This is a genomic window from Curtobacterium sp. VKM Ac-2852, from assembly GCF_013205045.1.
In the GTDB taxonomy this organism is placed as follows: domain Bacteria; phylum Actinomycetota; class Actinomycetes; order Actinomycetales; family Microbacteriaceae; genus Curtobacterium; species Curtobacterium flaccumfaciens.
In genome coordinates this window covers 846,973-871,273 of the sequence record NZ_JABMLI010000001.1, presented here as the reverse complement: position 1 = coordinate 871,273, position 24,301 = coordinate 846,973, and the positions used below count along the sequence as shown (strand labels likewise).

The window sequence follows — 24,301 nt, the reverse complement described above, 5'->3', positions numbered from 1 at the left end:
AGGCGCGTGGCGGGGCCGCCCCGCGCCTCCCGTCCGCTCCGGGCGGTCGCAACACCCCGCCAGACGCCGACGAGCGGTCACAGGCCGTCGCCTGCGGCGCCACCAGCCGACAGGTCGCGACCACCCGGCGGGCGGCACGCGACGTGTCGTGACCAGTCAGCGACGGCCGGCGGCCCCGCCGCGGCCCTCCCGCCCGCGTGACGCACGGCCCGGGCACGTACGCTCGTCGCATGGGTATCGACGTGCGCAACGAGATCCGCGACTTCCTGTCCTCCAGGCGGGCGCGGCTCACACCCGAACAGGTCGGCATGCCGTCGTTCGGCGGCGGGGTCCGACGCGTGCCCGGGCTGCGTCGGCACGAGGTCGCCATGCTCGCCGGCGTCAGCGTCGACTACTACACGCGGCTCGAGCGCGGCTCGCTCAAGGGCGTCTCGGACAGCGTGCTCGAGGGCCTGGCGAGCGCCCTGCAGCTCGACGAGGACGAGCGCGCGCACCTGTGGGACCTCACGCGCCTGGCGAACTCCGGCGCGAAGGTCATGCACCGGAACGTGCCGACCCGCGTGCGCCCCGGCGTGCAGCGGCTGCTCGACGCCATCACCGGCGCACCGGCCTGGGTGCGGAACGAGCGCGGGGACGTCGTCGCGACGAACGAACTCGGCCGTGCCCTGTACGCACCGCTCTTCGCCGGCCCCGGACGCCCGGTGAACACCGCACGCTTCACGTTCCTCGACCCGGCCGCCCGCGACTTCTTCCCGGACTGGGCGCAGACCGCGAAGGACGCCGTGGCCGTGCTCCGGACCGCCGCGGTGTCGAACCCCTGCGAGCCGGGGCTCATCACGCTCGTCGGTGAGCTCTCCACCCGGAGCGAGGAGTTCCGCGGCTGGTGGGCCGCCCACGACGTCCGGATGCAGCGCACCGGCAAGAAGCGCATCGACCACCCGATCGTGGGGGAGCTGCGGCTGTCCTACGAGGCGCTCGACCTGGTCGCCGACCCCGGCCTGACGCTGTTCTCGTACTCGGCCGAACCGGGCAGCGAGTCCGAGCGGTCGCTCGCGCTGCTCGGCAGCTGGGCCGCGACGGAGCGGGCCGAGCAGTACGCGGCCCTGCGCGAGTCGGAGTCCGAGTCCGAGTCGGTCGACTGACCCGGCGCCCGCGGGTTCGTAGGGTGGGGACGTGACGAGGACCACGGACGGCTTAGCAGGGGACGCGGACCACCGGCAGCACCGCCGGCCCGAACCCGCGTTCGCCCGCGCGGTTGCGAAGGCACTCGGAGACGCCCGGACCGTGCTCGACATCGGTACCGGTGCCGCTGCCCGTTCGTACGCGCCGACCGATCGCGACGTGACCGCCGTGGAGCCCGCCGGAGACCTGCCCTTCGCCGACGACACCTTCGACGCCGCGATGACGACCTTCTCGCTGCCCGAGTGGCACGACGTCGAACGCGTGCTCGCCGAGGTGCGTCGCGTGACCCGGGGCCCCGTCGTGGTCCTGACGTTCGACCCCGACCGCATCGAGCGCTCCTGGCTCGCCGAGTACGCGCCCGAGGTGCTGTCGGCCGACGCCCGTCGCCATCCGGCACTGCCGCGGATCGCCGACGCGCTGGGCGACGACACCGTGACGAGCACCCAGTTGCCGATCCCGTTCACGTGCGTCGACGGGTTCGCCGAGGCGTACTACGCCCGCCCCGAGCGACTGCTCGACCCCGGCGTGCGCCAGGCGGACCCGGCGTGGGGACTGGTCGACGAGTTCACCGTCCGGCGGTCGGTGGCAGCGCTCCGGACCGCGCTGGAGTCGGGGGAGTGGGATCGGCGGCACGGGTCGCTCCGGATCCGCCCGACGTACGAGGGCTCGGTCGTCCTGGTCACGGCGACGCCGAACCGACCGCAGGCGGACCGGGCCGGGCTTGACACCCGGTCGTAGGCTGGTCGGGTGAGCTTCCAGGAGGTGGTCGGCGCCCGTATCGCCGGCATCAGGGCGTGAGGCCCTCGGTCGTGCCCTCGGGTGCGGCCGACCTCGTCGAACCCTGACCTCCTCCGCCCGGTGCGGTGTGCGTCCGCACGCCCCGGGCCCGCACGAAAGCGATCACCCATGCTCCCCATCGTGGAGAAGACCCTCCGCACGTCCTTCGTCAACGCCTCGCGCAAGGAGGTGTCCGACCTCACGCTGCCCGCCGACTTCGAGACGCTCGACTGGGACGCCCTCGACTACCTCGGCTGGCGCGACCCGAAGATCGGGCGGCGTGCGTACGCCGTCGTGCCGACCCTGGACGGCGACCTGATCGGCATCCTGTTCCGGCAGGCCGAGGCCTCGCCCCGCTCCCGTGCCCAGTGCTCGTGGTGCCAGGACGTCAAGCTGCCGAACGACGTCGCGTTCTACAGCGCGAAACGGTCCGGGCCGGCCGGACGGAACGGCAACACCGTCGGCACCCTGGTGTGCCAGGACTTCCAGTGCTCGCGGAACGTCCGGAAGCTGCCGCCGCCCGCCTACGAGGGCTACGACGTCGAGGCCGCGCGCCTCCGGCGCATCGAGGACCTGCAGGTCCGGGCCGCGTCCTTCGCCGCCGAGGTCTGAGACGCCGGCGTCCTCGGAAGACGCCGCCGAGTCAGCGAAACGCCGCCGGATTCGGAGGCGTCTCGCGCTGACGCCGGCGTCTCGCGTCCGCAAACGCGACTGACGACGGACTGGAGGCCCGTGACGGATCCGCCACGGGCCTCCAGGCCGTCATCCGGTCGCGTCTACCGACCGATGGTCGACATGTCGGGGTAGCGGTCACCGGTCGGGACCGGCAGCGCCGACAGGCGCGACAGCTGGTCCGCCGTGAGGGTCAGGTCGGCTGCGCCGACGTTCTCCTCGAGGCGGGAGACCCGCTTCGTGCCGGGGATCGGGACGATGTCGTCGCCCTGGGCCAGCAGCCAGGCGAGCGACACCTGCGCCGGGGTGGCGCCGGCCTCGGTGGCGATCTCCTTGACCGCGTCGACGATGCGCATGTTCTGCTCGAACGCCTCCTGCTGGAAGCGCGGGTTCGCCAGGCGGAAGTCGTCGGAGTCCAGGTCGGACGGCTTCGTGATGGCACCCGTCAGGAACCCGCGGCCGAGCGGCGAGTACGGCACCAGGCCGATGCCGAGCTCGCGCAGGGTGTCGAGCACGTCGCCCTCGGGGTCCCGCGTCCACAGCGAGTACTCGCTCTGCAGCGCGGTGATCGGGTGGACAGCGTGGGCCTTGCGGATGGTCTCGGCACCGGCCTCGGACAGTCCGATGTGCCGGATCTTGCCCTCCTGCACGAAGCCGGCGAGCTGGCCGATGACGTCCTCGATCGGGACGGCCGGGTCGACGCGGTGCTGGTAGTAGAGGTCGATGTGGTCCGTGCCCAGGCGACGGAGGGAGCCCTCGAGGGCCTCGCGCACGGACTCGGGCTTGCTGGAGATCCCGCGCTGCTGCGTCGGCGTCTCCTCACCGGCCTCGTGGTGGTACAGGCCGAACTTGGTCGCGATGACGACGTCGTCGCGTCGGCCCTCGAGCGCACGGCGCAGGAGTTCCTCGTTCGTGTAGGGGCCGTACGCCTCGGCGGTGTCGAACAGGGTGACGCCGAGGTCGATCGCGCGGTGGATGGTGCGGATCGACTCGTCGTCGTCGGTGCCGGCGCCCGTGTAGAAGGCGCTCATGCCCATGGTTCCGAGGCCGATCGGGCCGACCTCGAGGTCTGCGAGCTTGCGTGTCTGCATGCTGCAGGTCTACTCCCGGTCCCCCTGACGGCGGGAGGCACTGGCTGTACCCGCCTCCGCACCGCTACGCTGCGAGGGACGGGGCAGACGCCCCGGGCTCGGGGGAGTGTCATGGTCGTCATCTGGATCGTCATCGCCGTGGTCGTCGTGCTCGGCGCCCTGCTCGTCGTGCTCGAGGTGCAGAACCGCCGTCGGCGGCGAGCGCTCGAGGACCTCGAGGACTTCTCCGACCCCACCGCCGGGTCACGTGCCATGGTCGAGGCCGACGCCGCTCGATCGACGGCCGAAGGGGTGTCGAGGACCGCGCACCCGGGTGGCAGCGCCTCCAGCGGGATGTTCTCCGGCTGACCCACCCGGCCGCTCCGGCGGTTGTGCGAAGCAGCGGATCGCGGTGACCCGAGCTGCCCGCGCTTCGTGAGGTTCCTCCAAGGTGCTCGCAAGATTGCTCCGCGCACTGGTGTGATCGTCCCGTGAACCTGTACTTCCGACTGCTCCTGCTGCAGCTGCGCACACGTCTGCGCGCTCGGGTCGGTGGACGCCGCCGGGCGTCGCTCTGGGACGAGGTGCGGACACCGTTCCGGGTGGTCCCGACCGACCTCGACCCGCTGCGCCACGTCAACAACGGCAAGTACCTGTCGATGCTCGACCTCGGTCGGCTCGACCTGATGCTCCGCTCCGGGTACTGGGCCGCGCTGTCCGAGCACGGCTGGTACCCCGTCGTCTCGGCGCAGACGATCACGTACAAGCGGTCGCTGACGCTCGGGCAGCGGTTCGAGCTCCGCACCCACGTGCTCGGGGTCGACGACCGTGCCGTGTACCTGGAGCAGACGTTCGTGCGACAGGGTGCCGTGATGGCCCGCGCCGTGGTGCAGGCCCGGTTCCTGCGGCGTTCCGGCGGGACGGTGCCGACCGCGGACCTGCTCCAGGCCGCGGGTGGCGCGGACCGCGACCTGACCGTGCCCGACTGGGTGCACGACTGGGCGAGTGTGACCCGGATCAGCAGTGGCGCGGCGTAGACAGGTCCGGTGACCGAACCAGCAGGCTCCCACCGGACGACCGCCACCTCGCGCCGCGCGCTCATCGCCGGCGGGGTCGGTCTCGGTGTCGCCGGCATCCTCGCCGCCTGCAGCAGGCCGGGGCCCGAGCCCAGCCGGTCACCGAGCGCCGCTCCGACGCGCTCGCAGACCCCGGACCCTGCACCGAGCGACTCCCCGGACCGCGGCCCGGACTCGTGGGATGCCCTGGCCGCCGCGGTGTCCGGCACCGTGCTGCGGTCGGGCGCCGCGGGGTGGGATGACGCCCGCGTGCTCGAGAACCCGCGCTTCGACGACGCCGACCCGCGGGGGATCCTCCGGGCGGCGGACACAGCGGACGTGCAGGCTGGCCTCGCCTTCGCCCGGACCACCTCGACGCCGGTGGCGCTCCGGGCCGGCGGGCACTCCTACACGGGGTGGTCGGCCGGCGGAGCGCCCGGCACCGGTGTGCCGCGATCGCTGGTCATCAGCACGCAGGACCTGGACGGCATCCACCTGCACGACGACGGGACCGTCACGATCGGCCCGGGTGCCCGGCTCGGCGACGTGTACGCCGAGCTCGCGAAGGCCGGACGGGCGATCGGCGCCGGTTCGTGCCCGACGGTCGGCATCGGCGGACTGACCCTGGGTGGTGGAGTCGGCGTCCTCGTCCGGTCCTTCGGTCTGACCTGCGACCAGCTCACCGGGGCCACCCTCGTCACCCCGGACGGGGCCGTGCACCGGGTGTCGACGTCCCGCGAACCCGACCTGTTCTGGGCCTGCCGCGGTGGGGGCGGTGGAACCGTCGGCGTCGTGACGGCACTGACGTTCCGGACGCACGCCGCGCCTCCCGTCCTGCTCTTCACGATCACGTTCGCGTGGTCGGCCGCCGCTGCCGTGGTGCGTGCCTGGCAGGACTGGGCGCCGACCGCCGACCGGGAGCTGTGGTCGACGCTCAAGCTGCTGAACGGCAGTCGTCACTCCGCCCCGACGGTCACCGTGACCGGCGTGTGGACCGGATCGAAGACCGGCGCCGACACCTCCGTCGACGGTTTCATCGCTGCCACCGGCGCGAAGCCGCTCGCCCACGACGGGCGGGTGCTCACCTACGGCGCCGCGATGTCCGCGTTGGCGGGGAAGCCGCAGCGGGTGTCCGAGGCGGCGACGTCGTCGATCGGATCGGCGAAGCTCACCGACCCGCAGATCGACGTGCTCGTCGCCCAGGCGGCCGCGGCGGGTGACGTGACGGGCAACCTCGAGGGCGGGGTGGCGCTCGATGCGCTCGGCGGCGCCGTGGCGGACGTCGGTGCAGGGGACTCGGCCTTCCCCTGGCGGTCGGCGCTGATGACCGTGCAGTACACGGCGGTGTTCGCGGACGGGGCGGATCCCGCGCCGTTCGATGCGTACGTGCGGGGGTTCCGGAAGGCGATGCGACCGGCGTGGGGCGACGCCGCGTACGCGAACTACTGCGATGCATCGATCACCGACCCGTCCGCGTACTTCGGCGACAACACCACGCGTCTGCACCGCATCGCCGAGCAGGCCGACCCCGCGGGCGTGCTCGCGCAGCCGCACTGGGTCTGACGTCGGCCCGGGCACGGTCCGCGCGGTCCGGGTTTCGGCCCCAACGACTCTTCACGCGTCCCGCACCCCGTGAACTGTCGCTCAGCGCGAAACTCGACCGGCCCCCGGCCCACGGCCGGCCGGTCCTACGATGACCGCATGGACATCGTCGACCTGGTGCTGCCGGACGTCGCCGCGTGGCGTGCCTGGCTCGACGACCACGAGCACGAACCCGACGGGGTGTGGCTCGTCCTCGCCAAGAAGGGCGTCACGGAACCGACGACGCTGACGTACGACACGGCCCTCGACGAGGCGCTCTGCTCCGGGTGGATCGACGGGCAGCGGCGCGGGCGCGACGACACCACCTACCGCCAGCGGTTCACCCCGCGCCGGAAGGCCTCGCTGTGGTCGCAGCGGAACCTCGGCCTGGTCGCGGCACTCATCGCCGAGGGACGGATGCGGGAGCGCGGGCACGCCGAGATCGAGCGCGCGAAGGGTGACGGCCGGTGGGACCGCGCCTACGCCGGTTCCGCCACGGCCACGGTGCCCGAGGACCTGCAAGCCGCGCTCGACGCCGCCCCGGAAGCCGCCGCACTGTTCGCCGAGCTCGACGCCACGAACCGGTACGCCGTGCTGCACCGCATCACCACCGCCCCGAACGCGACGGTGCGGACGAACCGGCTCACCAAGCTCGTCGGCGGACTCGAACGCGGCGAGACCCCGTACCCGCGGCCCACCCGTCCGTAGACCCTGCGAACCCGGAAAGCGGTCGGGGGACACCGACTCAGGGACCGGCAACGCACCGGGCGTAGACCGGGGACATGACCACAGGCACTGACACCACGAACCGTCCGGCCGCGTCCTCCGGCACCTTCCGCATCGGCGGCGACCTCGAGGTCAACCGGCTCGGCTACGGCACCATGCAGCTCACCGGCCCCGGCGTCTGGGGACCGCCGAAGGACCACGACGAGGCGATCCGCGTCCTCAAGCGCGCCGTCGAGCTCGGCGTGAACTTCTTCGACACCGCCGACTCGTACGGCCCCTACGTCGCCGAGGAGCTCCTCAAGGAGGCCCTGCACCCCTACGGCGACGACGTCGTCATCGCCACGAAGGCCGGCCTCACCCGCACCGGCCCGAACGTCTGGCCGCCCGTCGGCCGCCCGGAGTACCTCCGGCAAGAGGCGGAGATGAGCCTCCGCCGCCTGGGCCTGGAGCGCATCGACCTGTTCCAGCTGCACCGCATCGACCCGAAGGTCCCGCTCGAGGACCAGGTCGGCGAGCTGAAGAAGCTGCAGGACGAGGGCAAGATCCGCCACATCGGCCTGTCCGAGGTCTCCGTCGACGAGGTCAAGGCCGCGCAGGAGATCGCCACGATCGTCTCCGTGCAGAACCTCTACAACCTGCAGAAGCGTGACGCCGAGGAGCTGCTCGACTGGTCCGAGGAGCAGGGCATCGGCTTCATCCCGTGGTTCCCCCTGGCCACGGGTGGCCTGACCGGCGAGGACTCGCCGCTCACCGAGATCGCCGAGCGCAAGGGTGCCACCCCGGCGCAGCTCGCGCTCGCCTGGCTGCTCAAGCGCTCCCCGGTGATGCTGCCGATCCCCGGCACGTCGAGCGTCGCGCACCTGGAGGACAACCTCGCGGGTGCCACCGTCGAGCTGACCGACGACGAGTTCGAGGAGCTGGCGAAGCTGGGTCACTGACCCTGAGGACGCGACCGCGGGTCGCGAACGCGACCCCCGGTCGGACGGGAGGCGCGGTGCCAGCTGGCACCGCGCCTCCCGTCCGTGTTTCTGCCCGGTCCAGATCCGTGCTTGCGCAGGCATACCGGGTATGTGCATACTCAGTATGGCCACGGTGGCCCGAGACGGGGGAAGTGTCATGAGCGTTCGGATGGGCGTACTCGCGCTGCTGGTGGGGGGACCCGGTTACGGCTACCAGCTCCGGGGGGAGTTCGAGCACCGCACCGGCGGGAGCTGGCCGCTGAACATCGGCCAGGTCTACACGACCCTGGACCGCCTGGAACGCGACGGCCTCGTGGCCCGCGGTGACGCCGACGACGACGGACACGTCGTCTACACGGCGACGGACGCGGGTCGCGCCGAGGTGGCGCGCTGGTTCAGCGAGCCCGTTCCGGCCAAGCGCGGCCGCGACGAGCTGGCGATCAAGTTCGCCCTCGCCGTGACCGTGCCCGGGGTCGACGTCGCCCGGCTGGTGCAGGTGCAGCGCGGCGCCGCGATCCGGAACCTGCAGGACCTGACGCGGCTGAAGCGGACGACCGACCCGTCGACGGACCTGGCGTGGTCGCTCGTGCTCGAGTCGATGGTGTTCCAGGCCGAGGCCGAGGTGCGCTGGCTCGACCACGTGGAGTCGAGCGTGGCGCGGTACCGACCGGACGAACACCCAGCGGCGCCCGACGCCACCGGGGCTGCCGGTGCTGCCGCTTCCGCTTCCGCTTCGCGGAGCGCACGGTGACCGCCTCGCCGCTCCTGCAGCTCGACGCCGTGAGCGTGCACTACGGCTCCGGCGCGAAGGCCGTCACGGCCCTGGCCGGCATCGACCTGCGGGTCGAGCGTGGCGAGATGGTGGCCGTGATGGGCACCTCGGGGTCGGGCAAGTCGACGCTGCTCGCCTGCGCCGGCACCCTGCTGCCGCCGACGAGCGGTGAGGTGCTGATCGACGGCGCCTTCGTGTCCGACCGTCCCGCCAAGGAGCTCGCAGCGCTGCGCCGCCGTCTCATCGGGTTCGTGTTCCAGGACTTCAACCTGATCCCCTCGCTGACCGCGGTCGAGAACGTGGCACTGCCGCTCGAGCTCGACGGGTGGAAGGCCTCGCAGGCCCGCCGCGCCGCGGAACTCGCGCTGGACAACGTCGAGCTGTCGCACCGCGCCAACGCCTACCCGGACGACCTCTCCGGTGGCCAGCAGCAGCGCGTCGCGATCGCCCGCGGCGTGGTCGGGGAGCGTCGACTCGTGCTCGCCGACGAGCCGACCGGAGCCCTCGACTCGCAGACCGGCGAGGTCGTGCTCCGCATGCTCCGTCGGCACGTCGACGCCGGGGCCGGCGCCCTCCTGGTGACCCACGACGCCCGGCACGCAGCCTGGGCGGACCGGATCGTGTTCCTGCGCGACGGTCGGGTCGTCGACGAGACCGTGTACTCGGGCGTCGAGGCGGCGCTGACGGACCGGACCGCCTCGTGAGCCGGGGTCGGCGTGCCGGGACCGGCCGGACGCCGTTCGCCCTCCGACCGGCGCTCCGTCTGGGGCGTCGTCTGGCGTTCGCGAAGGCGGGCCGTGCGGCACTGATCATCGCGCTCATCGGGATCCCCACCGCCGGGTTCGCCGCCGTCGCCGTCGTGGTGCAGTCCACGCAGGCCACCGCGACCGAGCGGCTCGACTACGACCTCGGCCAGGCATCGGCGCAGATGCGGGTGTCCGGCCCGGACCTGCCCGGCATGGTGCAGGACCCGGTGCAGTGGCAGTTCACCGACTCGAAACGGAACAGCCCCGTCACGAAGTCGGACGAGGACTCACCGTTCACGAACGTCCTGGCCCACGTGCCCGACGGCGCGCTGGCGATCCCGGTCGGCGGCACGCCCGTCGTGGTGCAGGGTGCGCGCGGCCCCGTCGGACTGACCGCTGTGGAGGGCAGTGTCTGGGACCCGTCGCTCGAGGGACACTGGCACGTGCTCGACGGCTCCAGGCCGACCACCCGCAGTGAGCTCATGGTCACGCCCGCGACGCTCGACCGGCTCGGGGCGCGGATCGGCGACACCGTGGACCTGACCGACCCGGTCACCAGGCGCTTCACGATCACCGGGACCATGACCGACCTGGGGACGGACCCGGGGACGCAGGGGGTGTTCCTGCCCTGGGGCACGACGCTCTCGACGACCGACACCACCGACGACGTCGGGCTCGACGACGTCACCGTGTACCTGCCGTCGGACGCCCCGACGTGGTCGGAGATCCGGCAGCTCAACGCGCACGGCATCATCGTGGAGTCGCGTCCGGTCGTGCTCGACCCGCCGGACGCCCGGCTCCCCGGTGGGCAGCTGAGCTCGACGCTCGGCTGGTACCTCGGGGCGATGGGGTTGCTCGGCGTCTTCGCGATGTTCGAGGTCGCCCTGCTCGCCGGGGCCGCGTTCTTGGTCGGCACCCGGGCGGACACCCGCTCGTACGCCATCGTCACGAGCGTCGGCGGCGACAAGCGGTTCGTCCGCACGATCGTCGCCGGGTCGGGCCTGGTGCTCGGCCTCGTCGGCGCGGTCCTCGGGGTCGCCGCCGGCACCGGGATCGGCGTGCTCGCCTACCGACTGATCGACAACGGCAACGTGGCGTCGTTCCCCGGGTTGCACGTGCCGCCGCTCCTGCTGCTGTCCATCGCCGCCGCCGGGGTGCTCGCCGGACTCGTCTCCGCGCTCGTCGCCGCACGGTCGGCGACCCGGATCAACGTGCTCGCGGCGCTGCGGGGCTCGCTCCGTCCGGTGCCCGTCAGCCGTCCGGCCCGCCGTCGTCGGCGCATCTGGGGGCCGCTGCTCGTGGTCCTCGGCGCCGTGATGACGCTGGCATGCGGTGTCGGGGTGCTCATGCTCAACGACCGTGCGGTTCAGCAGGACCGGTGGGCGTACGTCGTCGGTGCCGGCGTCGCGATCGGGCCGTGCCTGATGCAGCTCGGCATCGCCATCTGCTCACCGTGGCTGCTCGCCCTGGTCACCCGGCTCACCGCCCGCGCGGGGCTGTCCGCACGGCTCGCCGCCCGCGACGCCCGCCGCAACCCGGTCCGCACGGTGCCGGTGCTGGCGAGCGTGATGAGCGTCGTGTTCGTTGCGTCGGTCGTGATCACGTGGAGTGCGTCGAGCCACGCCCAGTACGTCCGTGGCTACGAGTACTCCACGGCGGTCGGGGTCGCGAGGGCCGAGGTGCAGACCGAGACGAAGGAGGGCGGCAACACCGGTCGCCACGACGCGGAGCTGACTGCGCACGCGGCGAAGGTCGTGTCCGGGGTCTTCGACCAGGACCGCATCCGGGTGCTCGGTGTCGCGCAGGAGCAGCCGGGCGACACCCCCTCGACCGTCACGATCCCGCACCGCTGGAGCGCGTACGACTGCCCCGCGAACGACACGACGAGCTGCTCGTACTACCTGGACACGGCGAGCGCGTCGAGTCCGCACATCTGGGCCGGGACCGTCGACGACTACGCCGTGCTCACCGGGCACCGGCCGTCCGCCGCCGTCCGGAGCGCGCTCGAAGGCGGTCGCGCGGTGTCGCTCTGGCCGGAGTACGCCCACGACGGCGCGGTCCGCGTCGACACCTTCCACGACCGGACGTGGGAGAGCGAGCCCATCACCGAGCGGAGCCGACCGGCGGCGAGCGTCTCGATCCCCGCCGTGCTCGACGTGCAGACCCCGCGGATCCAGGTCGGCGTCTTCATGACGAAGGCGACCGCCGAACGGTACGGCGTCCCGGTGGTCGACGGCATGCTCGTCACGACGCTGCCGCACGACCTCTACCCGGCGCAGGCAGACGAGCTGAGCTCGGCGTGGCAGAGCTTCGGCGGCGACGACCGTGCACGGTGGAGCGGCCCGTCGTTCACCTACGAAGCCGGTCCGGTCGACAACGAGGCGATCATCCGGGCGATCGTGCTCGCACTGGCGGCGGCCGTCACCATCGGTGCGACGGCGGTGGCGATCGGACTCGCACGGTCCGACGGCCGGCGGGACGACGAGGTGCTCGACGCCGTCGGTGCGGCACCACGCCTGCGTCGAGGGGTGTCGACCTGGCAGGCGGCGATCCTGGCCACGGTCGGCTCGGTGATCGGGACGCTCCTCGGGCTCCTGCCGATCCGCGCCCTGACCCTGCGGTTCACCGAGAGTCCGGTCGGGGTGAACCACATGCCGTTCGTGCCGGACTGGCCGGTGCTGGCCCTGCTCGCGGTCGGCCTGCCCCTCGTGGTGACGGCCGGGGCCTGGCTGACCTCGCGGGGTCGGCGGCGGGTGACGGTGCGACGGGCGCACTGACGCGACGGGAGGCCCGTGGCGGCGTCGCCACGGGCCTCCAGTCCGTCACATGGTGAGCAGGAATGGTCGGGTCGCTGTGCCGGACCCGACCATTCCTGCTCACGAAGCGGCGAGCGCCGCGCTCACGCGAGCTCGGGCAGCGCCTCCGCGTAGGTGCGGAAGTCGCCACGCTCCGTGTGGATCGCCCACAGGCGGTCGGCGATGGACTCCCCGGAGTGCTCGGGCTGCCCGTCGTCGATGCCGAACGGGATGATGAGCTGGCCGACGTGGACGTCCTCGTCGCGGACGGCGTCGTGCAGCAGCTGCGCGTAGGCGCTCTCGGCCGCGAAGGCGACGGACGTTCCGGTGACGCGGGCGCCCGGTCGGACCGCGCTGCCGCCGTTCACGAACAGGATCGTGCCGTGGCCGATCGCGCGCATGCCGGGCAGCACCTGGCGGACGGCGTTGACCGAGCCGTAGACCGAGAACTCGATCGGGCCGACCAGGTCGTCCGCCGTGGTCTCGAGCACCGGGCGCATGTACTCCTTGGCGGGGAGCGGGCTGTACTGCAGCACCTCGATGGGGCCGAGCTGCTCGGTGGCGCGCTCGAGTGCCGTGCGCAGGGAGTCCCCGTCACGGACGTTCGCGGCGAACCCGGCGGCGGTGTGGCCGCGCTCACGCAGTTCGGCGGCGAGGCCGTCCAGCCGGTCCTGGTTGCGGGAGATCAGGGCGACGGCGAAGCCCTCACGGGCGAAGCGCTCGGCGACGGCGAGGCCGAGGCCCTTGCCGGCCCCGACGATGGCGATGGTGGTCATGCGGTGTACTCCTCGTCGCTCACGTGCTCGAGCCAGGTGGTGGTCGTCGCCGGGTCGTCGGCGGCCTCGAGCATCGCGAGGTGTTCCATGTAGTCGGTGGGGGTCGCGCCGTGCCAGTGCTCCTCGCCGGCGGGGGTGTAGACGGTCTGTCCAGCCTGCACCTCGATGACGCGGCCGTCCCGGGTGCCCATCCGCGCGACGCCCTCGGTGACGTGCAGGGTCTGGCCCTTGGCGTGCGAGTGCCACGCGGTGCGGGCGCCGGGCAGGAACCGGACCTTGGCGACGGTCATCGTCTGACCGGGCTCCTTCGGCGAGGCGATGGCGTCGAGGTACACGTCGCCCGTGAACTGCTCGGGCGGGTTCTTGACGGTCGGCTGCTTCGGTTCGATCTGCATGCGGACGACGGTAGGCCGCCGTGCGCACCGTCGGGAGGTGCCGACAGACCCCCTCAGGGGTTTCCCGAACGCAGCGTGTGTGATCGACCCACGACCCCGGGAGGATCATCGTGGACACACCCGCCCGAACGCCCCGCAACCGCCGCCTCTGGTCGGTGGCCGGCCTCACCGCCGTCGCCGCACTGGCCCTCACCGCCTGCACTAGCGGTGACGGAACGGAGCAGGACGGGTCCGACCGGGGCGGTTCGCCGTCGGCGCGCGCGACCGCGCCCGCCGACCTGTCGGCCGGTCAGGTAGCGCTCGACGGTGACACCACCGACGTGGTCACCGGCCTGGAGGCCCCCTGGTCGGTGGTCCTGACGGGTGACGACGGCGACGCGCTGGTCAGCGAGCGCGACTCGGCCCGGGTGCTCGAGCTGCGGTCCGACGGCACCACCCGCCAGGTCGGCACCGTCGACGGTGTCAGCCACGGCGGCGAGGGCGGACTGCTCGGGCTCGCGCTGCACGACGACGACCTGTTCGTGTACTCCACGGCCGACGACGGCAACCGGATCCAGCGGTACGAGCTGACCGGTGACACCGGGTCGTGGGGGCTCGGGGACGCGACGACGATCATCGACGGGCTGCCGAAGAACACGTTCCACGACGGCGGCCGGATCGCGTTCGGGCCCGACGACATGCTCTACGCGAGCGTCGGGGACGCCGGTGCGAGCACGGACGCGCAGGACGAGGACTCGCTCGCGGGCAAGATCCTGCGGCTCACCCCGGACGGCGACGTCCCCGCCGACAACCCGATCGACGGGTCGCCGGTGTGGAGCCTCGGGCACCGCAACGTGCAGGGCATGGGGTGGTCGTCGGACGGCACGATGTTCGCATCGGAGTTCGGTGAGAACACCCACGACGAGCTCAACGTGATCGAGCCCGGGTCGAACTACGGCTGGCCCGAGGTCGAGGGCACCGGTGGCGAGGACCAGGGCTTCGTCGACCCCGTGCAGCAGTGGTCCACCGACGAGGCGTCCCCCAGCGGCCTCGCCGTCGTCGACGACACGGTGTTCGTCGCGAACCTGCGGGGCGAGGTGCTCCGGGCGGTCCCGGCCGACGACCCCGGCACCGCGACCGAGTACTTCGCGGGTGACTTCGGGCGCATCCGCACGGTGCTCGAGGGCCCGTCGGACACCCTGTGGTTCGTCACGAACAACACCGACGGCCGCGGGACGCCGTCGAGCGGGGACGACCGGATCGTCTCCGTCCCGTTCACGCGCACGTGAAAGGGGTTCCCGCAGCCCCTCGCTCGCGCCGGACGGGGCGAAGTACCGTGACGGCATGAACCACCGCGACGAAGCGCGCGACTTCCTCTCCAGCCGTCGCGCCCGCATCACCCCCGAGCAGGCCGGCGTCGAGACCTTCGGCACGCGGCGTCGCGTCACCGGGCTGCGTCGCGAAGAGGTCGCACGCCTGGCCGGCGTCAGCATCGACTACTACACGCGGCTCGAGCGCGGCAACCTGCAGGGGGTCTCGGACAGCGTGCTCGACGCCATCGGCCGGGCCCTGCAGCTCGACCCCGCCGAGCAGGAGCACCTGCGCGACCTGTCGCGGCACCAGAACGAGACCCCGCGTCGCGCCGGTCGTGTCGTGCCCGTCGCTGCCGTCCGACCGGAGCTGCAGTACCTGCTCGACGTGGTCACGGACGCCCCGGCGATGATCATCAACAACCGGCAGGACATCGTCGCCGCGAACGCGCTCGGCTTCGCGATGCACTCGGACCTGGTCGCGGCACCGGCGCGGCCGATGAACTTCTCGCGCTTCATCTTCCTGGACCCGCAGGCGCGGAACTTCTACCAGGACTGGCAGCGGGCCGCGCACACGAACGTCGCGATCCTTCGCCGCGAAGCGGGCCGGACGCCGAACGACAAGGACCTCGCTGCGCTGATCGGCGAGCTGTCGATGCGGAGCGACGACTTCCGCGGCCTCTGGGCAGCGCATGACGTCCGACGCCACTACGCCGGCGTGAAGTCGTTCCGGCACAGCGTCGTGGGGCCGCTCGAACTCCACTTCCAGACGCTCGAACTCGCCGAGGACCCGGGGCTCGCGCTCACCATCTACCCGGCGACCCCGGGCAGCCCGACGGCCGACGCCCTGCGGGTGCTGGCCTCGTGGGCGGCGACCGAGGGCATCGCGGAGCGGGCGCGCCAGCTCGCCTGAGGCGGTGGTGGCGACCACCCGTCCGGGTCCGGGCCGTTCCCTGCTGACGGGTACCAGCAACCCCTGCTTGCGGCACCCGGCCGGCCGTACCGTTGACGCATGGACACCAGAAGCGAAGTGCGTGACTTCCTCCGCACACGCCGCGAGCGGGTCACGCCGCAGCAGGTCGGTCTGCCCGACTTCGGTGGGGTCCGCCGCGTCAAGGGACTCCGGCGCGAAGAGCTCGCACTGGTCGCGGGGATGAGCGTCGACTACTACGTCCGCCTCGAGCGCGGGAACCTGACCGGGGTCTCCGAGAGCGTCCTCGAGTCGCTGTCCCGTGCGCTGCGTCTCGACGATGCCGAGCACGCGCACCTGTTCGACCTGGCCCGTCTGCAGAACGCTTCGGGTGGCTCGCGCCGGACGATCCCGACGTCGAAGGTCCGACCGAACGTGCAGCGGGTGCTCGACTCGATCAGCGCCCCCGCCTGGGTCCGCAACGGCCGGTTCGACTTCCTCGCCGGGAACGCACTCGCCCGCGCGGTGTACTCGCCGCTGTTCCTCTCGCCCGCCGGCACCCCGAACACCGCGCGCTTCGCGTTCCTCGACCCGCGCGGCCAGCAGTTCTGGCGTGACTGGGACGCGGTCGCCGGCGACGTGGTCGCCGCCCTGCGCGCCGAGGCGGCCCGCTCTCCGTACGACAAGGGACTGACCGACCTGATCGGGGAACTCTCCACCCGCAGTGACGAGTTCCGGCGGCACTGGGCCGCACACGACGTGATGCGGCACCGGAGCGGTGTCAAGCGCGTGCACCACCCGGACGTGGGCGATCTCGACATGAGCTACGAGACGATGGAGCTCGTCACGGACTCGGGGCTGACCATGGTCGTGTACGGCACGGAACCCGGGTCGGCGTCCGAGGAACGGCTGCAGCTGCTGGCGAACCTCGCGGCGACGAGCGCGACCGGTGCGACCGGTGCGGCGGCTGCGTCGGCTGCCACTTCCACTGCCACTGCGGCGGCGGAGGACGCGTGAACGAGACCGAGTCCGTCGAGACCGTCATCACGGCTCCGTCGACCGGGTTCGTCAGCCGACTGCGGTTCCGGCTGCGCGCCGAGCAGGAGATCCACGAGCTCACCCGTGACCGCGAGCTCGAGGAACGGGTTCGAGCCGAGGCAGCCGTGCGGCTCGCGCCCGGGCCGTGGCACCTGGGGGAGCTGTTCCGTCGGCGGTGACGGCTGAGGGGGGAGGACAGCACCTGTCACGGCCCCGCGGTCGGCCCTAGCGTCGAGGACATGACCTTCGCCGACACCGACCCCGAGTTCGCCCGGTACCACGCCGACTTCGTGGACGAGACCCTGCGGAACGCCTCACTCAGCGAGCACGACCGTGTGGTCGTCCAGCTCGGTGCGACGATCGCGGCCGGGGCACCGACGGCGTTCCGCGACCTGCTGGAGGCGGCGCTCGACGGCCCGCTCTCGCCCACCGAAGCGAAGGAGATCGTCTACCAGGCGGTGGCCTACGTCGGCTCCGCACGCGTCGGTGACTTCCTGTCGATCACCAACGCCGTGCTCGTCGCCCGCGGGGTCGCTCTGCCGTTGCCCGGGCAGTCGACGACGACCCCGGCGGACCGGCTCGAGCGCGGCCGAGCGGTGCAGGGTTCCGTCGTCGGTGCGGCCCGCGTCGACGCCATGTACGAGAACGCCCCCGCGGACGCCGTGCACTTCCAGCGGTTCCTGTCCGGCAACTGCTTCGGGGACACCGTCGGCCGGGACGGTCTGTCGCTGCCCACCCGTGAACTCCTGACCTTCGCGCTGCTCGCGGCGCTCGGCGGGGCCGACGCGCAGGTGCAGGGGCACGTCGCCGGCAACCTGAACGTCGGGAACACCCGCCAGCAGATGCTGGACGTCCTGACCGTGCTCGTCCCGCTCATCGGCTACCCGCGCACGTTGAACGCCCTGGCCGACGTGAACGAGGGAGCACCCGCAGCATGAGCACGGACCACTCGATGTCGACGGGCCGGACCCTGCTCTTCGCCGTCGCCGGGGGAGCAGCGGTCGGCAACCTGTACTGGTCGCAGCCGCTGCTCGACGACATCGCATCGTCGCTCGGCACCTCGGCGTCGCTCGCCGGGCTGCTCGTCACGCTGACCCAGGTCGGCTACGCCCTCGGCATCCTGCTCGTGGTGCCGCTCGGGGACGTCCTCGACCGCCGACGCCTCATCCCCTGGGTGCTCGTCGCCTCCGCCGTCGCGCTGCTGCTCGCCGCGATCGCACCGACCTTCGCGACGCTCCTGGTCGCCCTGGCGCTGGTCGGGCTGACGACGGTCGCGGGGCAGCTCCTCATCCCGCTGGCCGGGGACCTCGCCGACCCCGCGCAGCGCGGACGCGTCGTCGGCACGATCGCGTCCGGGGTGCTCACCGGCATCCTCGTGTCGCGGACGATCAGCGGCCTGGTCGCGGACGCGTTCGGGTGGCGCGCGATCTACGTGCTCGCCGCCGTCGTCGCCGTCGTCCTCGCCGTGTTGCTGCGGCGGGCCATCCCCGAGCTCGACGCCCGCGGCGAAGTGGCGTACCCGCAGCTCATCCTGTCGGTGTTCCGTGCCGTCCGGACCCACCGGACGGTCCAGGTCACGCTGGTGATCAGCTCCGCGGTGTTCGCCGTGTTCACGATGTTCTGGACCGCCCTGACGTTCCTGCTGAGCAGCGACCCCTACGACTTCTCCACCAGCAGCATCGGGTTGGTCGGCTTGGTGGGGCTCGCGGGTGCCGTGGCGGCGCAGCGGGTCGGACGACTGCACGACCGCGGGCTGTCGGTACCCGTCACCGGGGGAGCGATCGTGCTCCTGCTCGTCTCCCTGGTCGTCGCCGGGATCGGTGCGCACTCGATCGTCGTGGTGCTGCTCGCCGTGCTGCTGCTCGACGTCGCCGTGCAGGCCGCGAACGTGCTCAACCAGACCCGGCTCTTCTCGGTCGACCCGGCCGCGCGGAGCCGGCTCAACACGGCGTTCGTCACCTCGAACTTCATCGGCGGCGCGATCGGTTCGGCCCTGGCGTCGGTGCTGTGGAACGCCGGGGGCTGGACGGCGGTCACGATCGGCGCCGCGGTGCTCGCGGGGTTCGCCGCGACGGTCTGGGTCGTGCACCGGAACCGTGGGCTCGTGGTCGAGCCGGAGCGGGCCTGACCGTGGAGCTCAGCGGACCAGGGGGTTCGTGACCTCGAGCTCGCCGTGGTCGACGAGCCAGCGCACGGCGTCCAGCACGGTCTCCTCGGCGGTGAACGCCGGCGCGTAGCCGAGCAGACGACTCGCCTTCTCGGTGCTGAAGACCTGGCTGCGGGACAGGTGCTCCCAGCTGGCGTCAGCGTGTTCCGGAGCCGTGGTCTCGCGGAACCGGTCCCAGGTGACGGAGTCGAGCCGGGCCTCCTGGCCGAACCACGACGCTGCCAGGTGGGCGTACCCGCGCACGGTGAGCGCCGTCGGAGCCGTGACGAAGAAGTCCTCGCCCGCCGCCGCGTCGCGGTGCTCGACCGCGAGCTGGAACGCCTGCGCGACGTCGTCGGCGTGCACGTGGGCCATCGTCTCGGCGCCGAGACCGGGGACCTCGAGCGGTTCGCCGGCGGACAGCTTCGTCAGCACCGAGGTGTCGAGGTTGCCGAGCGGACCGATCGGCGTCCAGCCCGGACCGCTGATGTGACCGGGGTGCAGCGACGTCGTGACCAAACCGCCTGATGCGGTTTCTTCCCCCAGCATCCGGGCGATGGCGTCCTTCTGGACGCCGTAGTCACCGAACGGTGGAGTGGCGTTCTGCTCGGTGATCGGCAGCACGTGCGAGACACCGGCGCGCCAGATCGAACCGCAGTGCACCAGGTGCGTGCCGGTGCCGCGGAGCGCGTCGACCAGCGCTGCGGCCGAGGACTCGGTGAAGCAGACGAGGTCGACGACGGCGTCGGCACCGAGCGCGGCGATGCGGCTGCCGAAGGTACCGTCACGGTCCTCCTGCTCGCGGTCGGCGGTGATCCGCTCGACCTGCTGCCACTCCGGGGCGTCGGCGTACGGGGTGCTCGTGCCGCGCGTGACGGCGACGACGCGGTGCCCCGAGCGGACGAGACGGGGGACGAGGAACGAGCCGATGTGGCCGGTGGCTCCGATGACGACGATGTGCATGAGGGCCACCGTAGGCCGAGGCGTGCGGATCGTGAGCAGGAACGGTCGGGTGCGGCGGTGCGACCCGACCGTTCCTGCTCACGAAGCGCCCGCAGCGCGCCCGCAGCGCGCCCGCGGCGCTCAGTCGGCGGTGATGACCTTCACGGAGCCGGCGATGGTCGCGGCGTCCTCGGCGAGCGCGACGACGGGGTCGGGCAAGCCCGCGCCCCCGAGGGCCTTGCGCACACCCCAGCCGACGAAGCTGCCGACGAGGGCACCGACGCCACCGAGGATCGCGCCCTCGATCCGCAGGTCGCGCTTGCCCGTGGTGCCCAGTGCGGCACCGGCGAGGGCACCGGACGCGACACGTCCGAGCAGCGCCGAGGGGGCGATGCGGTTCGGGGTCTTCGGCAGCTTGTCACCGATGAGCTCACCGACGGCGGAGGCGACGAGCAGCCCACGGCCGACCGGGGTGCTGAAGACCTTCCACTGCTGCCACGAACCCTTCAGCGAGGACCGGTCGTGGTTCAGTGCGAGGACGGCGAGCGGGGTGGCGCTCCGGCCGCCGCTCATGATGCCGAGGACCAGGGTGCGGACCAGGGTGTGCTGCTCGTGCTGCTTGCTCATCGTGACTCCTGTCGTGTTGCCCCCGACGGTACGCACGGTGACCTCGGGTGTTCCGAGCATCGCGAGCGATCGCCGGGCGGACGTCCGGCGTTCCCCGGGTACGGAGCCTCCCCGAGTAGCGTCCGGCGCATGAGCAACGTCATCGTCCTCGGCGGCCACGGCAAGGTCGCACTCCTCGCCACCCGCATCCTGTCCGAGCGCGGACACACGGTCACCTCCGTCATCCGGAACGCCGACCAGTCCGACGAGATCCGGGCGCACGGCGGCGAACCGCACGTCGCGGACATCCAGCAGCAGTCCCTGAACGACTTCGCCGAACTGGTCCGCGGGCACGACGCCGTGGTGTGGTCGGCCGGTGCCGGTGGCGGTTCCGTCGACCGGACCTGGGCCATCGACCGCGACGCTGCGGTGCTGTCGATCCAGGGGGCGAAGCAGGCCGGCGTCGACCGGTACGTGATGGTGTCGTGGTCCGGCTCGCAGCTCGACCACGGCATCCCGCAGGACCAGGACTTCTTCGCGTACGCGCAGTCGAAGATGATCGCCGACGCCGTGCTCCGCGACTCGGGGCTGCAGTGGACGATCGTCGCCCCGAGCACCCTGACCGACGACGAGCCGACCGGCTCCGTCGACTGGGACGGCTCGTCCACCCAGGTGCCGCGCGGTGACGTGGCGCACGTGGTCGCCGACGTGGTCGAGAACCCCGGCACGGCCGGCAACACCTTCCGGTTCAACACGGGGTCGACCCCGGTGGCGGAGTTCCTGCGCGCCGACGCGGTCTGACCAGGACCGGCAGACCACGGACGGACGGGGTCGCGACGGTCCTCCCGCCGCGACCCCGAGCTGTCCGTCGCGTCGCCGCGGCGCTCAGACCATCTGCGCGTAGAAGCGCTCCGGTGCCTCGGCGAGCGACGCCTTCACCATCCGGCTCCAGTCGTCGACCAGCACCTCGGCCGCGCCGCGCTCCACACCGTCGAGTGCCGCACGGGCCACGTCCGTCGGGTCCGTCTTCGGGCCGTCGTAGTCGCCCATCATGTCGGTGTCGGCCGCACCGAGGTGGAGTCCCTGCACGCTGATGCCCCGGTCGGCGAGCTCCAGGCGGACGGCGTTCGTCATGTTCCACTCGGCCGCCTTCGCCGCGGCGTAGCCACCGGCGCCTGGCGCCGCGAACCAGGACAGTGCCGACAGCACGTTGACGATCGCGCCGCCGCCGTTCCGCTCGATCACCGGCGCGAAGGCACGGATCATCGACAGGCTGCCCCAGAAGTGCGTGTCCATGGCCTTCCGGACGATGGTCAGGTCGTCGGTCACCAGGGAGCCCTGCGTCGAGATGCCGGCGTTGTTCACGAGCAGCGTCACGTCGCCCGCGGCTGCGGCCACCGCGTCGACCGAGGCCTGGTCGATGATGTCGAGGGGCAGCGCGACGACGCCCTCGACGTCGACGAGTTCGGGACGGCGTGCGGTCGCGTAGACCTTCGACGCCCCGCGCTCCAGCAGCTCCAGGGCGAAGCGGCGTCCGATGCCGCGGTTCGAGCCTGTGACGAGTGCGACCGATCCAGCGATGTCCATGGTGTCTCCTCCTGCCGCGCGGGTGTCTCCCGCAGCGGCTCGGCTACGCTAAGACCTCACATCCATGTCAGGGGCAAGCCCGGATCGGAGCACACATGCGCATCGGCGACCTCGCGGCCGAGACCGGCGTCAGCGTCCGCTCGCTGCGGTACTACGAGGAGCAGGGACTGCTCACCGCGTCGCGCACCGCGAGCGGGCAGCGGATCTACACGGACGCAGCCGTCGAGCGGGTCCAGCTCGTGCAGCAGCTGTTCGCCGCCGGGCTCGCGAGCCGCACGATCGTGCAGCTGCTGCCCTGCGTCGACCGTGGGGAGTCGACGCCGGAGTCGTTCGCGCTGCTCATCGCGGAGCGGGACCGGATCACCGCGCAGCTGGCCGAGCTCGAGGCGGTCCGGGGGCGGCTCGACCAGGTCATCGCGATCACCGAGCACCCCACCGCCGAGCACTGCCCGGCGCTGCGTGACCGGCCTGCGGAGCCGGTCGCGGCCTGAGACGCGGCCCCGGGACGGACGGGAGGCCCGTGGCGGGTCCGCCACGGGCCTCCAGTCCGCATCCCGGTCACGACCAGGACCGCGGGCGCGGCGTCAGGGCTGGAACACCTGGATCTGGTCCAGCTCCGCGAACCCGGTCCCCTTGGTGAAGGTGAGCGTGTTCGCGCCGGCCTTCAGGGTGACCGTCTTCTGCGCCCATCCGAACCGGCCCCAGTTGACGGTCGGCGCGTAGCTGACCGGACCGGCCGAGGTCCCGTTGACCGCGAGTGCGTGCGTGCTCGTCGCACCCGTGCCGTTGTCGTACCGGACGTTCACCGTGTACGTCCCCGCGGTCGCGGCCTGCACCGTGAACTGCACGGAACTCGTCGCGTTGTTGATGTTCCCGACCTTCGCGCCACCGACGGCGTCGGCCTGGGTGACGGTGCTCGTGTCGTTCCGGACCGCGGACTCGGCCTCGTACCGCTGCGCGTTGATCGGGATCGACCCGACCCGCACGTCGTTGTACGTGGTGGTGAGGTTCTCGACGTTCGTCGCCTGGTACAGCGTCTTGCCGTCGGCGCTCGAGTCGAAGCCCTGGGCGAAGCCGCTGAACGTCCCGCCCTCGGCGTCCCGCGCGTCGTACGTCACCGCGTACGGGAGCTGCTCCCACGAACCCGTGCCCTGGTTGCGGTTCACGACGAAGTTCTGGCCACCGTCGATGTTGCCCGCACTGTCGAGGGACCACTTGGACGAGACGACGATCATGCCGTTGGCGTTGCCCGCGGTCGGGACCCAGCGCACTTCGGGCGACGACCCGACGCCACGGCCGTCCGGCAGCGCGATCTTGGTGCCGATGCTCGTCTCGGGGCTCCAGTTCAGGCCGTCCGGTGAGGTCTTGAAGTACACCGGCGCCGTGTTGTTCGTCTGGCTCGGCCGGTTGACGACCTCGAACGTCGCCACGTAGTTGCCGTTCGGGATCCGCGTCACCGTGATCATGCCCGGACGGTCGCTCTTGTTGGTCGGTGCGGACACGTTGACCAGGCCGCCCCAGGTCAGGCCGCCGTCCGTCGAGCGCCGGTAGCTGACGGCCTGTAGGACGTTGTTCGCCTTCTGCCGCTCGTCCGAGAAGTAGGTGACCAGCCCGCCGTTCGCATCGACGGCGACGGACGGCTCCCACACCGTCGATGTCGTCGAGGTCGGACTCGGGTCGTAGGTGGCCGGACCGCCGGTGTCGACGGTGCTCACGAAGGACCAGGTCAGCCCGTGGTCGAGGCTCTTGTACATCACCAGTCGGCTGCTCGAACGGTCGGTGGGCATGATCATGCCGCTCAGCAGCAGCGTGCCGGCCGGCATCGTGCCGAGCTGGACCGGGGTCTCGTACAGCGACGGCTGCGCGGTGCGGGTGAGCGTCGGGAACTGCGTGCTCGGCTTGACCGTGGCGACGCGGCTCCACGAGGTGCCGTTGTCCGTGCTCCGGTAGATCGGGTAGACCTGCACGCCGTTCTCGAGCACGAGCTGGTCGAAGGTGACGAACTGCTGGCCGTTGGCCGATCCGCTGTTCTTCAGGACGATGTTCTTCGCGTAGGTGGTGCCGGCAGCGCGGCCGCCCTCGGGGTTGAACGAGGAACCCGCTGCCGGCGAGTACACGAGGGCTCCGTTGCCGGTCGTGACCGCCTGGGCGGGGAGGGGGCCGGCGACGCCGGCGACGAGGGCTGCCGCGGCGGCGGCAGCGGTGACGACGAGCGCGAGCGTTCGGCGTCGACGAGGCGCCGGAGCGGCGCCGAGGCGGAGGGACATGGTGCTCCGT

Annotated in this window: 26 protein-coding genes; 19 read left to right on the top strand and 7 right to left on the bottom strand. The window is 72.1% G+C overall.

Features of this window, described 5'->3' with window-relative positions; translation table 11 throughout:
- Window positions 1-230: 230 nt before the first annotated feature.
- The 3 genes from HQQ79_RS04295 to HQQ79_RS04285 all read left to right on the top strand — a co-directional run bounded on the left by HQQ79_RS04295 (window position 231) and on the right by HQQ79_RS04285 (window position 2,571).
- Complete coding sequence (locus tag HQQ79_RS04295) at window positions 231-1,142, top strand: helix-turn-helix transcriptional regulator (RefSeq protein WP_071406260.1); 912 nt, start codon at window positions 231-233, stop codon at window positions 1,140-1,142.
- A gap of 31 nt (window positions 1,143-1,173) precedes the next feature.
- Entirely contained in the window at window positions 1,174-1,920 is a 747-nt protein-coding gene (locus HQQ79_RS04290; protein ID WP_173032597.1) for a methyltransferase domain-containing protein, read from the top strand.
- A gap of 168 nt (window positions 1,921-2,088) precedes the next feature.
- Entirely contained in the window at window positions 2,089-2,571 is a 483-nt protein-coding gene (locus HQQ79_RS04285) for an FBP domain-containing protein (RefSeq protein WP_071406263.1), read from the top strand.
- A 164-nt stretch (window positions 2,572-2,735) separates the two neighbouring features.
- Here the strand turns inward: HQQ79_RS04285 and HQQ79_RS04280 are convergent, their stop codons facing one another.
- Entirely contained in the window at window positions 2,736-3,722 is a 987-nt protein-coding gene (locus tag HQQ79_RS04280) for an aldo/keto reductase (protein ID WP_071248528.1), read from the bottom strand.
- Between the two features lie 111 nt (window positions 3,723-3,833).
- Here HQQ79_RS04280 and HQQ79_RS04275 point away from each other — a divergent pair, with 111 nt between their 5' ends.
- The 8 genes from HQQ79_RS04275 to HQQ79_RS04240 all read left to right on the top strand — a co-directional run bounded on the left by HQQ79_RS04275 (window position 3,834) and on the right by HQQ79_RS04240 (window position 12,317).
- Window positions 3,834-4,070 (top strand): hypothetical protein, encoded by a 237-nt coding sequence (locus HQQ79_RS04275; protein WP_111056493.1) that lies wholly within the window; start codon window positions 3,834-3,836, stop codon window positions 4,068-4,070.
- Between the two features lie 122 nt (window positions 4,071-4,192).
- Window positions 4,193-4,738 (top strand): acyl-CoA thioesterase, encoded by a 546-nt coding sequence (locus HQQ79_RS04270; RefSeq protein ID WP_173032596.1) that lies wholly within the window; start codon window positions 4,193-4,195, stop codon window positions 4,736-4,738.
- 9 nt (window positions 4,739-4,747) lie between these two features.
- Window positions 4,748-6,319 carry an FAD-binding oxidoreductase gene (locus HQQ79_RS04265; protein ID WP_173032595.1) on the top strand — a complete coding sequence of 524 codons (1,572 nt, stop codon included), beginning with the start codon at window positions 4,748-4,750 and terminating at the stop codon, window positions 6,317-6,319.
- Window positions 6,320-6,457: 138 nt separating this feature from the next.
- Window positions 6,458-7,045 (top strand): YdeI family protein, encoded by a 588-nt coding sequence (locus tag HQQ79_RS04260; protein ID WP_173032594.1) that lies wholly within the window; start codon window positions 6,458-6,460, stop codon window positions 7,043-7,045.
- Window positions 7,046-7,119: 74 nt separating this feature from the next.
- Window positions 7,120-8,001, top strand: a complete 882-nt coding sequence (locus tag HQQ79_RS04255) for an aldo/keto reductase (RefSeq protein ID WP_027466858.1) — start codon at window positions 7,120-7,122, stop codon at window positions 7,999-8,001.
- 178 nt (window positions 8,002-8,179) lie between these two features.
- Window positions 8,180-8,773, top strand: a complete 594-nt coding sequence (locus HQQ79_RS04250; protein WP_216852167.1) for a PadR family transcriptional regulator — start codon at window positions 8,180-8,182, stop codon at window positions 8,771-8,773.
- Window positions 8,770-9,498 (top strand): ABC transporter ATP-binding protein, encoded by a 729-nt coding sequence (locus HQQ79_RS04245; RefSeq protein WP_173032593.1) that lies wholly within the window; start codon window positions 8,770-8,772, stop codon window positions 9,496-9,498. Before HQQ79_RS04250 ends, HQQ79_RS04245 begins: the two co-directional genes overlap by 4 nt.
- Window positions 9,495-12,317 (top strand): ABC transporter permease, encoded by a 2,823-nt coding sequence (locus HQQ79_RS04240; protein ID WP_173032592.1) that lies wholly within the window; start codon window positions 9,495-9,497, stop codon window positions 12,315-12,317. Before HQQ79_RS04245 ends, HQQ79_RS04240 begins: the two co-directional genes overlap by 4 nt.
- A 122-nt stretch (window positions 12,318-12,439) precedes the next feature.
- Here the strand turns inward: HQQ79_RS04240 and HQQ79_RS04235 are convergent, their stop codons facing one another.
- Both HQQ79_RS04235 and HQQ79_RS04230 read right to left on the bottom strand, forming a co-directional pair.
- A complete protein-coding gene (locus tag HQQ79_RS04235; RefSeq protein WP_027466861.1) occupies window positions 12,440-13,111 on the bottom strand; it encodes an SDR family oxidoreductase in 672 nt (223 codons plus the stop codon).
- The gene (locus HQQ79_RS04230; protein ID WP_071248546.1) at window positions 13,108-13,506 is read right to left on the bottom strand and encodes a cupin domain-containing protein; all 399 of its coding nucleotides are present in this window, start codon (window positions 13,504-13,506) and stop codon (window positions 13,108-13,110) included. The genes HQQ79_RS04235 and HQQ79_RS04230 overlap by 4 nt, the downstream gene beginning before the upstream one ends.
- A 110-nt stretch (window positions 13,507-13,616) precedes the next feature.
- On the opposite strand from HQQ79_RS04230, the gene HQQ79_RS04225 reads away from it, so the two are divergent.
- From HQQ79_RS04225 to HQQ79_RS04200, 6 genes are all read left to right on the top strand, one after another.
- Window positions 13,617-14,774, top strand: a complete 1,158-nt coding sequence (locus HQQ79_RS04225; RefSeq protein ID WP_173032591.1) for a PQQ-dependent sugar dehydrogenase — start codon at window positions 13,617-13,619, stop codon at window positions 14,772-14,774.
- 55 nt (window positions 14,775-14,829) lie between these two features.
- Window positions 14,830-15,708, top strand: coding sequence for a helix-turn-helix transcriptional regulator (locus HQQ79_RS04220; RefSeq protein WP_173032590.1), 879 nt, complete (start codon window positions 14,830-14,832; stop codon window positions 15,706-15,708).
- Window positions 15,709-15,807: 99 nt separating this feature from the next.
- Window positions 15,808-16,722, top strand: coding sequence for a helix-turn-helix transcriptional regulator (locus HQQ79_RS04215; RefSeq protein WP_173032589.1), 915 nt, complete (start codon window positions 15,808-15,810; stop codon window positions 16,720-16,722).
- On the top strand, window positions 16,719-16,922 hold the full coding sequence (locus HQQ79_RS04210) for a hypothetical protein (protein ID WP_027466866.1): 204 nt from the start codon (window positions 16,719-16,721) through the stop codon (window positions 16,920-16,922). Before HQQ79_RS04215 ends, HQQ79_RS04210 begins: the two co-directional genes overlap by 4 nt.
- 60 nt (window positions 16,923-16,982) lie before the next feature.
- Window positions 16,983-17,681, top strand: coding sequence for a carboxymuconolactone decarboxylase family protein (locus HQQ79_RS04205; RefSeq protein WP_173032588.1), 699 nt, complete (start codon window positions 16,983-16,985; stop codon window positions 17,679-17,681).
- Window positions 17,678-18,871, top strand: coding sequence for an MFS transporter (locus tag HQQ79_RS04200; protein ID WP_173032587.1), 1,194 nt, complete (start codon window positions 17,678-17,680; stop codon window positions 18,869-18,871). Before HQQ79_RS04205 ends, HQQ79_RS04200 begins: the two co-directional genes overlap by 4 nt.
- Window positions 18,872-18,880: 9 nt before the next feature.
- Here the strand turns inward: HQQ79_RS04200 and HQQ79_RS04195 are convergent, their stop codons facing one another.
- Entirely contained in the window at window positions 18,881-19,852 is a 972-nt protein-coding gene (locus HQQ79_RS04195) for an NAD(P)-dependent oxidoreductase (RefSeq protein WP_173032586.1), read from the bottom strand.
- A gap of 120 nt (window positions 19,853-19,972) precedes the next feature.
- A complete protein-coding gene (locus HQQ79_RS04190; RefSeq protein ID WP_051597019.1) occupies window positions 19,973-20,458 on the bottom strand; it encodes a DUF4126 family protein in 486 nt (161 codons plus the stop codon).
- 129 nt (window positions 20,459-20,587) lie between these two features.
- Between HQQ79_RS04190 and HQQ79_RS04185 the strand changes: the two genes are divergently transcribed.
- Complete coding sequence (locus HQQ79_RS04185; protein WP_027466872.1) at window positions 20,588-21,238, top strand: NAD(P)H-binding protein; 651 nt, start codon at window positions 20,588-20,590, stop codon at window positions 21,236-21,238.
- A gap of 84 nt (window positions 21,239-21,322) precedes the next feature.
- On the opposite strand, the gene HQQ79_RS04180 is transcribed toward HQQ79_RS04185, so the two are convergent.
- Entirely contained in the window at window positions 21,323-22,024 is a 702-nt protein-coding gene (locus tag HQQ79_RS04180; RefSeq protein ID WP_173032585.1) for an SDR family oxidoreductase, read from the bottom strand.
- A gap of 95 nt (window positions 22,025-22,119) precedes the next feature.
- On the opposite strand from HQQ79_RS04180, the gene HQQ79_RS04175 reads away from it, so the two are divergent.
- Window positions 22,120-22,515, top strand: coding sequence for a MerR family transcriptional regulator (locus tag HQQ79_RS04175; RefSeq protein WP_027466874.1), 396 nt, complete (start codon window positions 22,120-22,122; stop codon window positions 22,513-22,515).
- A gap of 93 nt (window positions 22,516-22,608) precedes the next feature.
- Here the strand turns inward: HQQ79_RS04175 and HQQ79_RS04170 are convergent, their stop codons facing one another.
- Window positions 22,609-24,291, bottom strand: a complete 1,683-nt coding sequence (locus tag HQQ79_RS04170) for a CBM35 domain-containing protein (protein WP_173032584.1) — start codon at window positions 24,289-24,291, stop codon at window positions 22,609-22,611.
- Window positions 24,292-24,301: the final 10 nt, after the last annotated feature.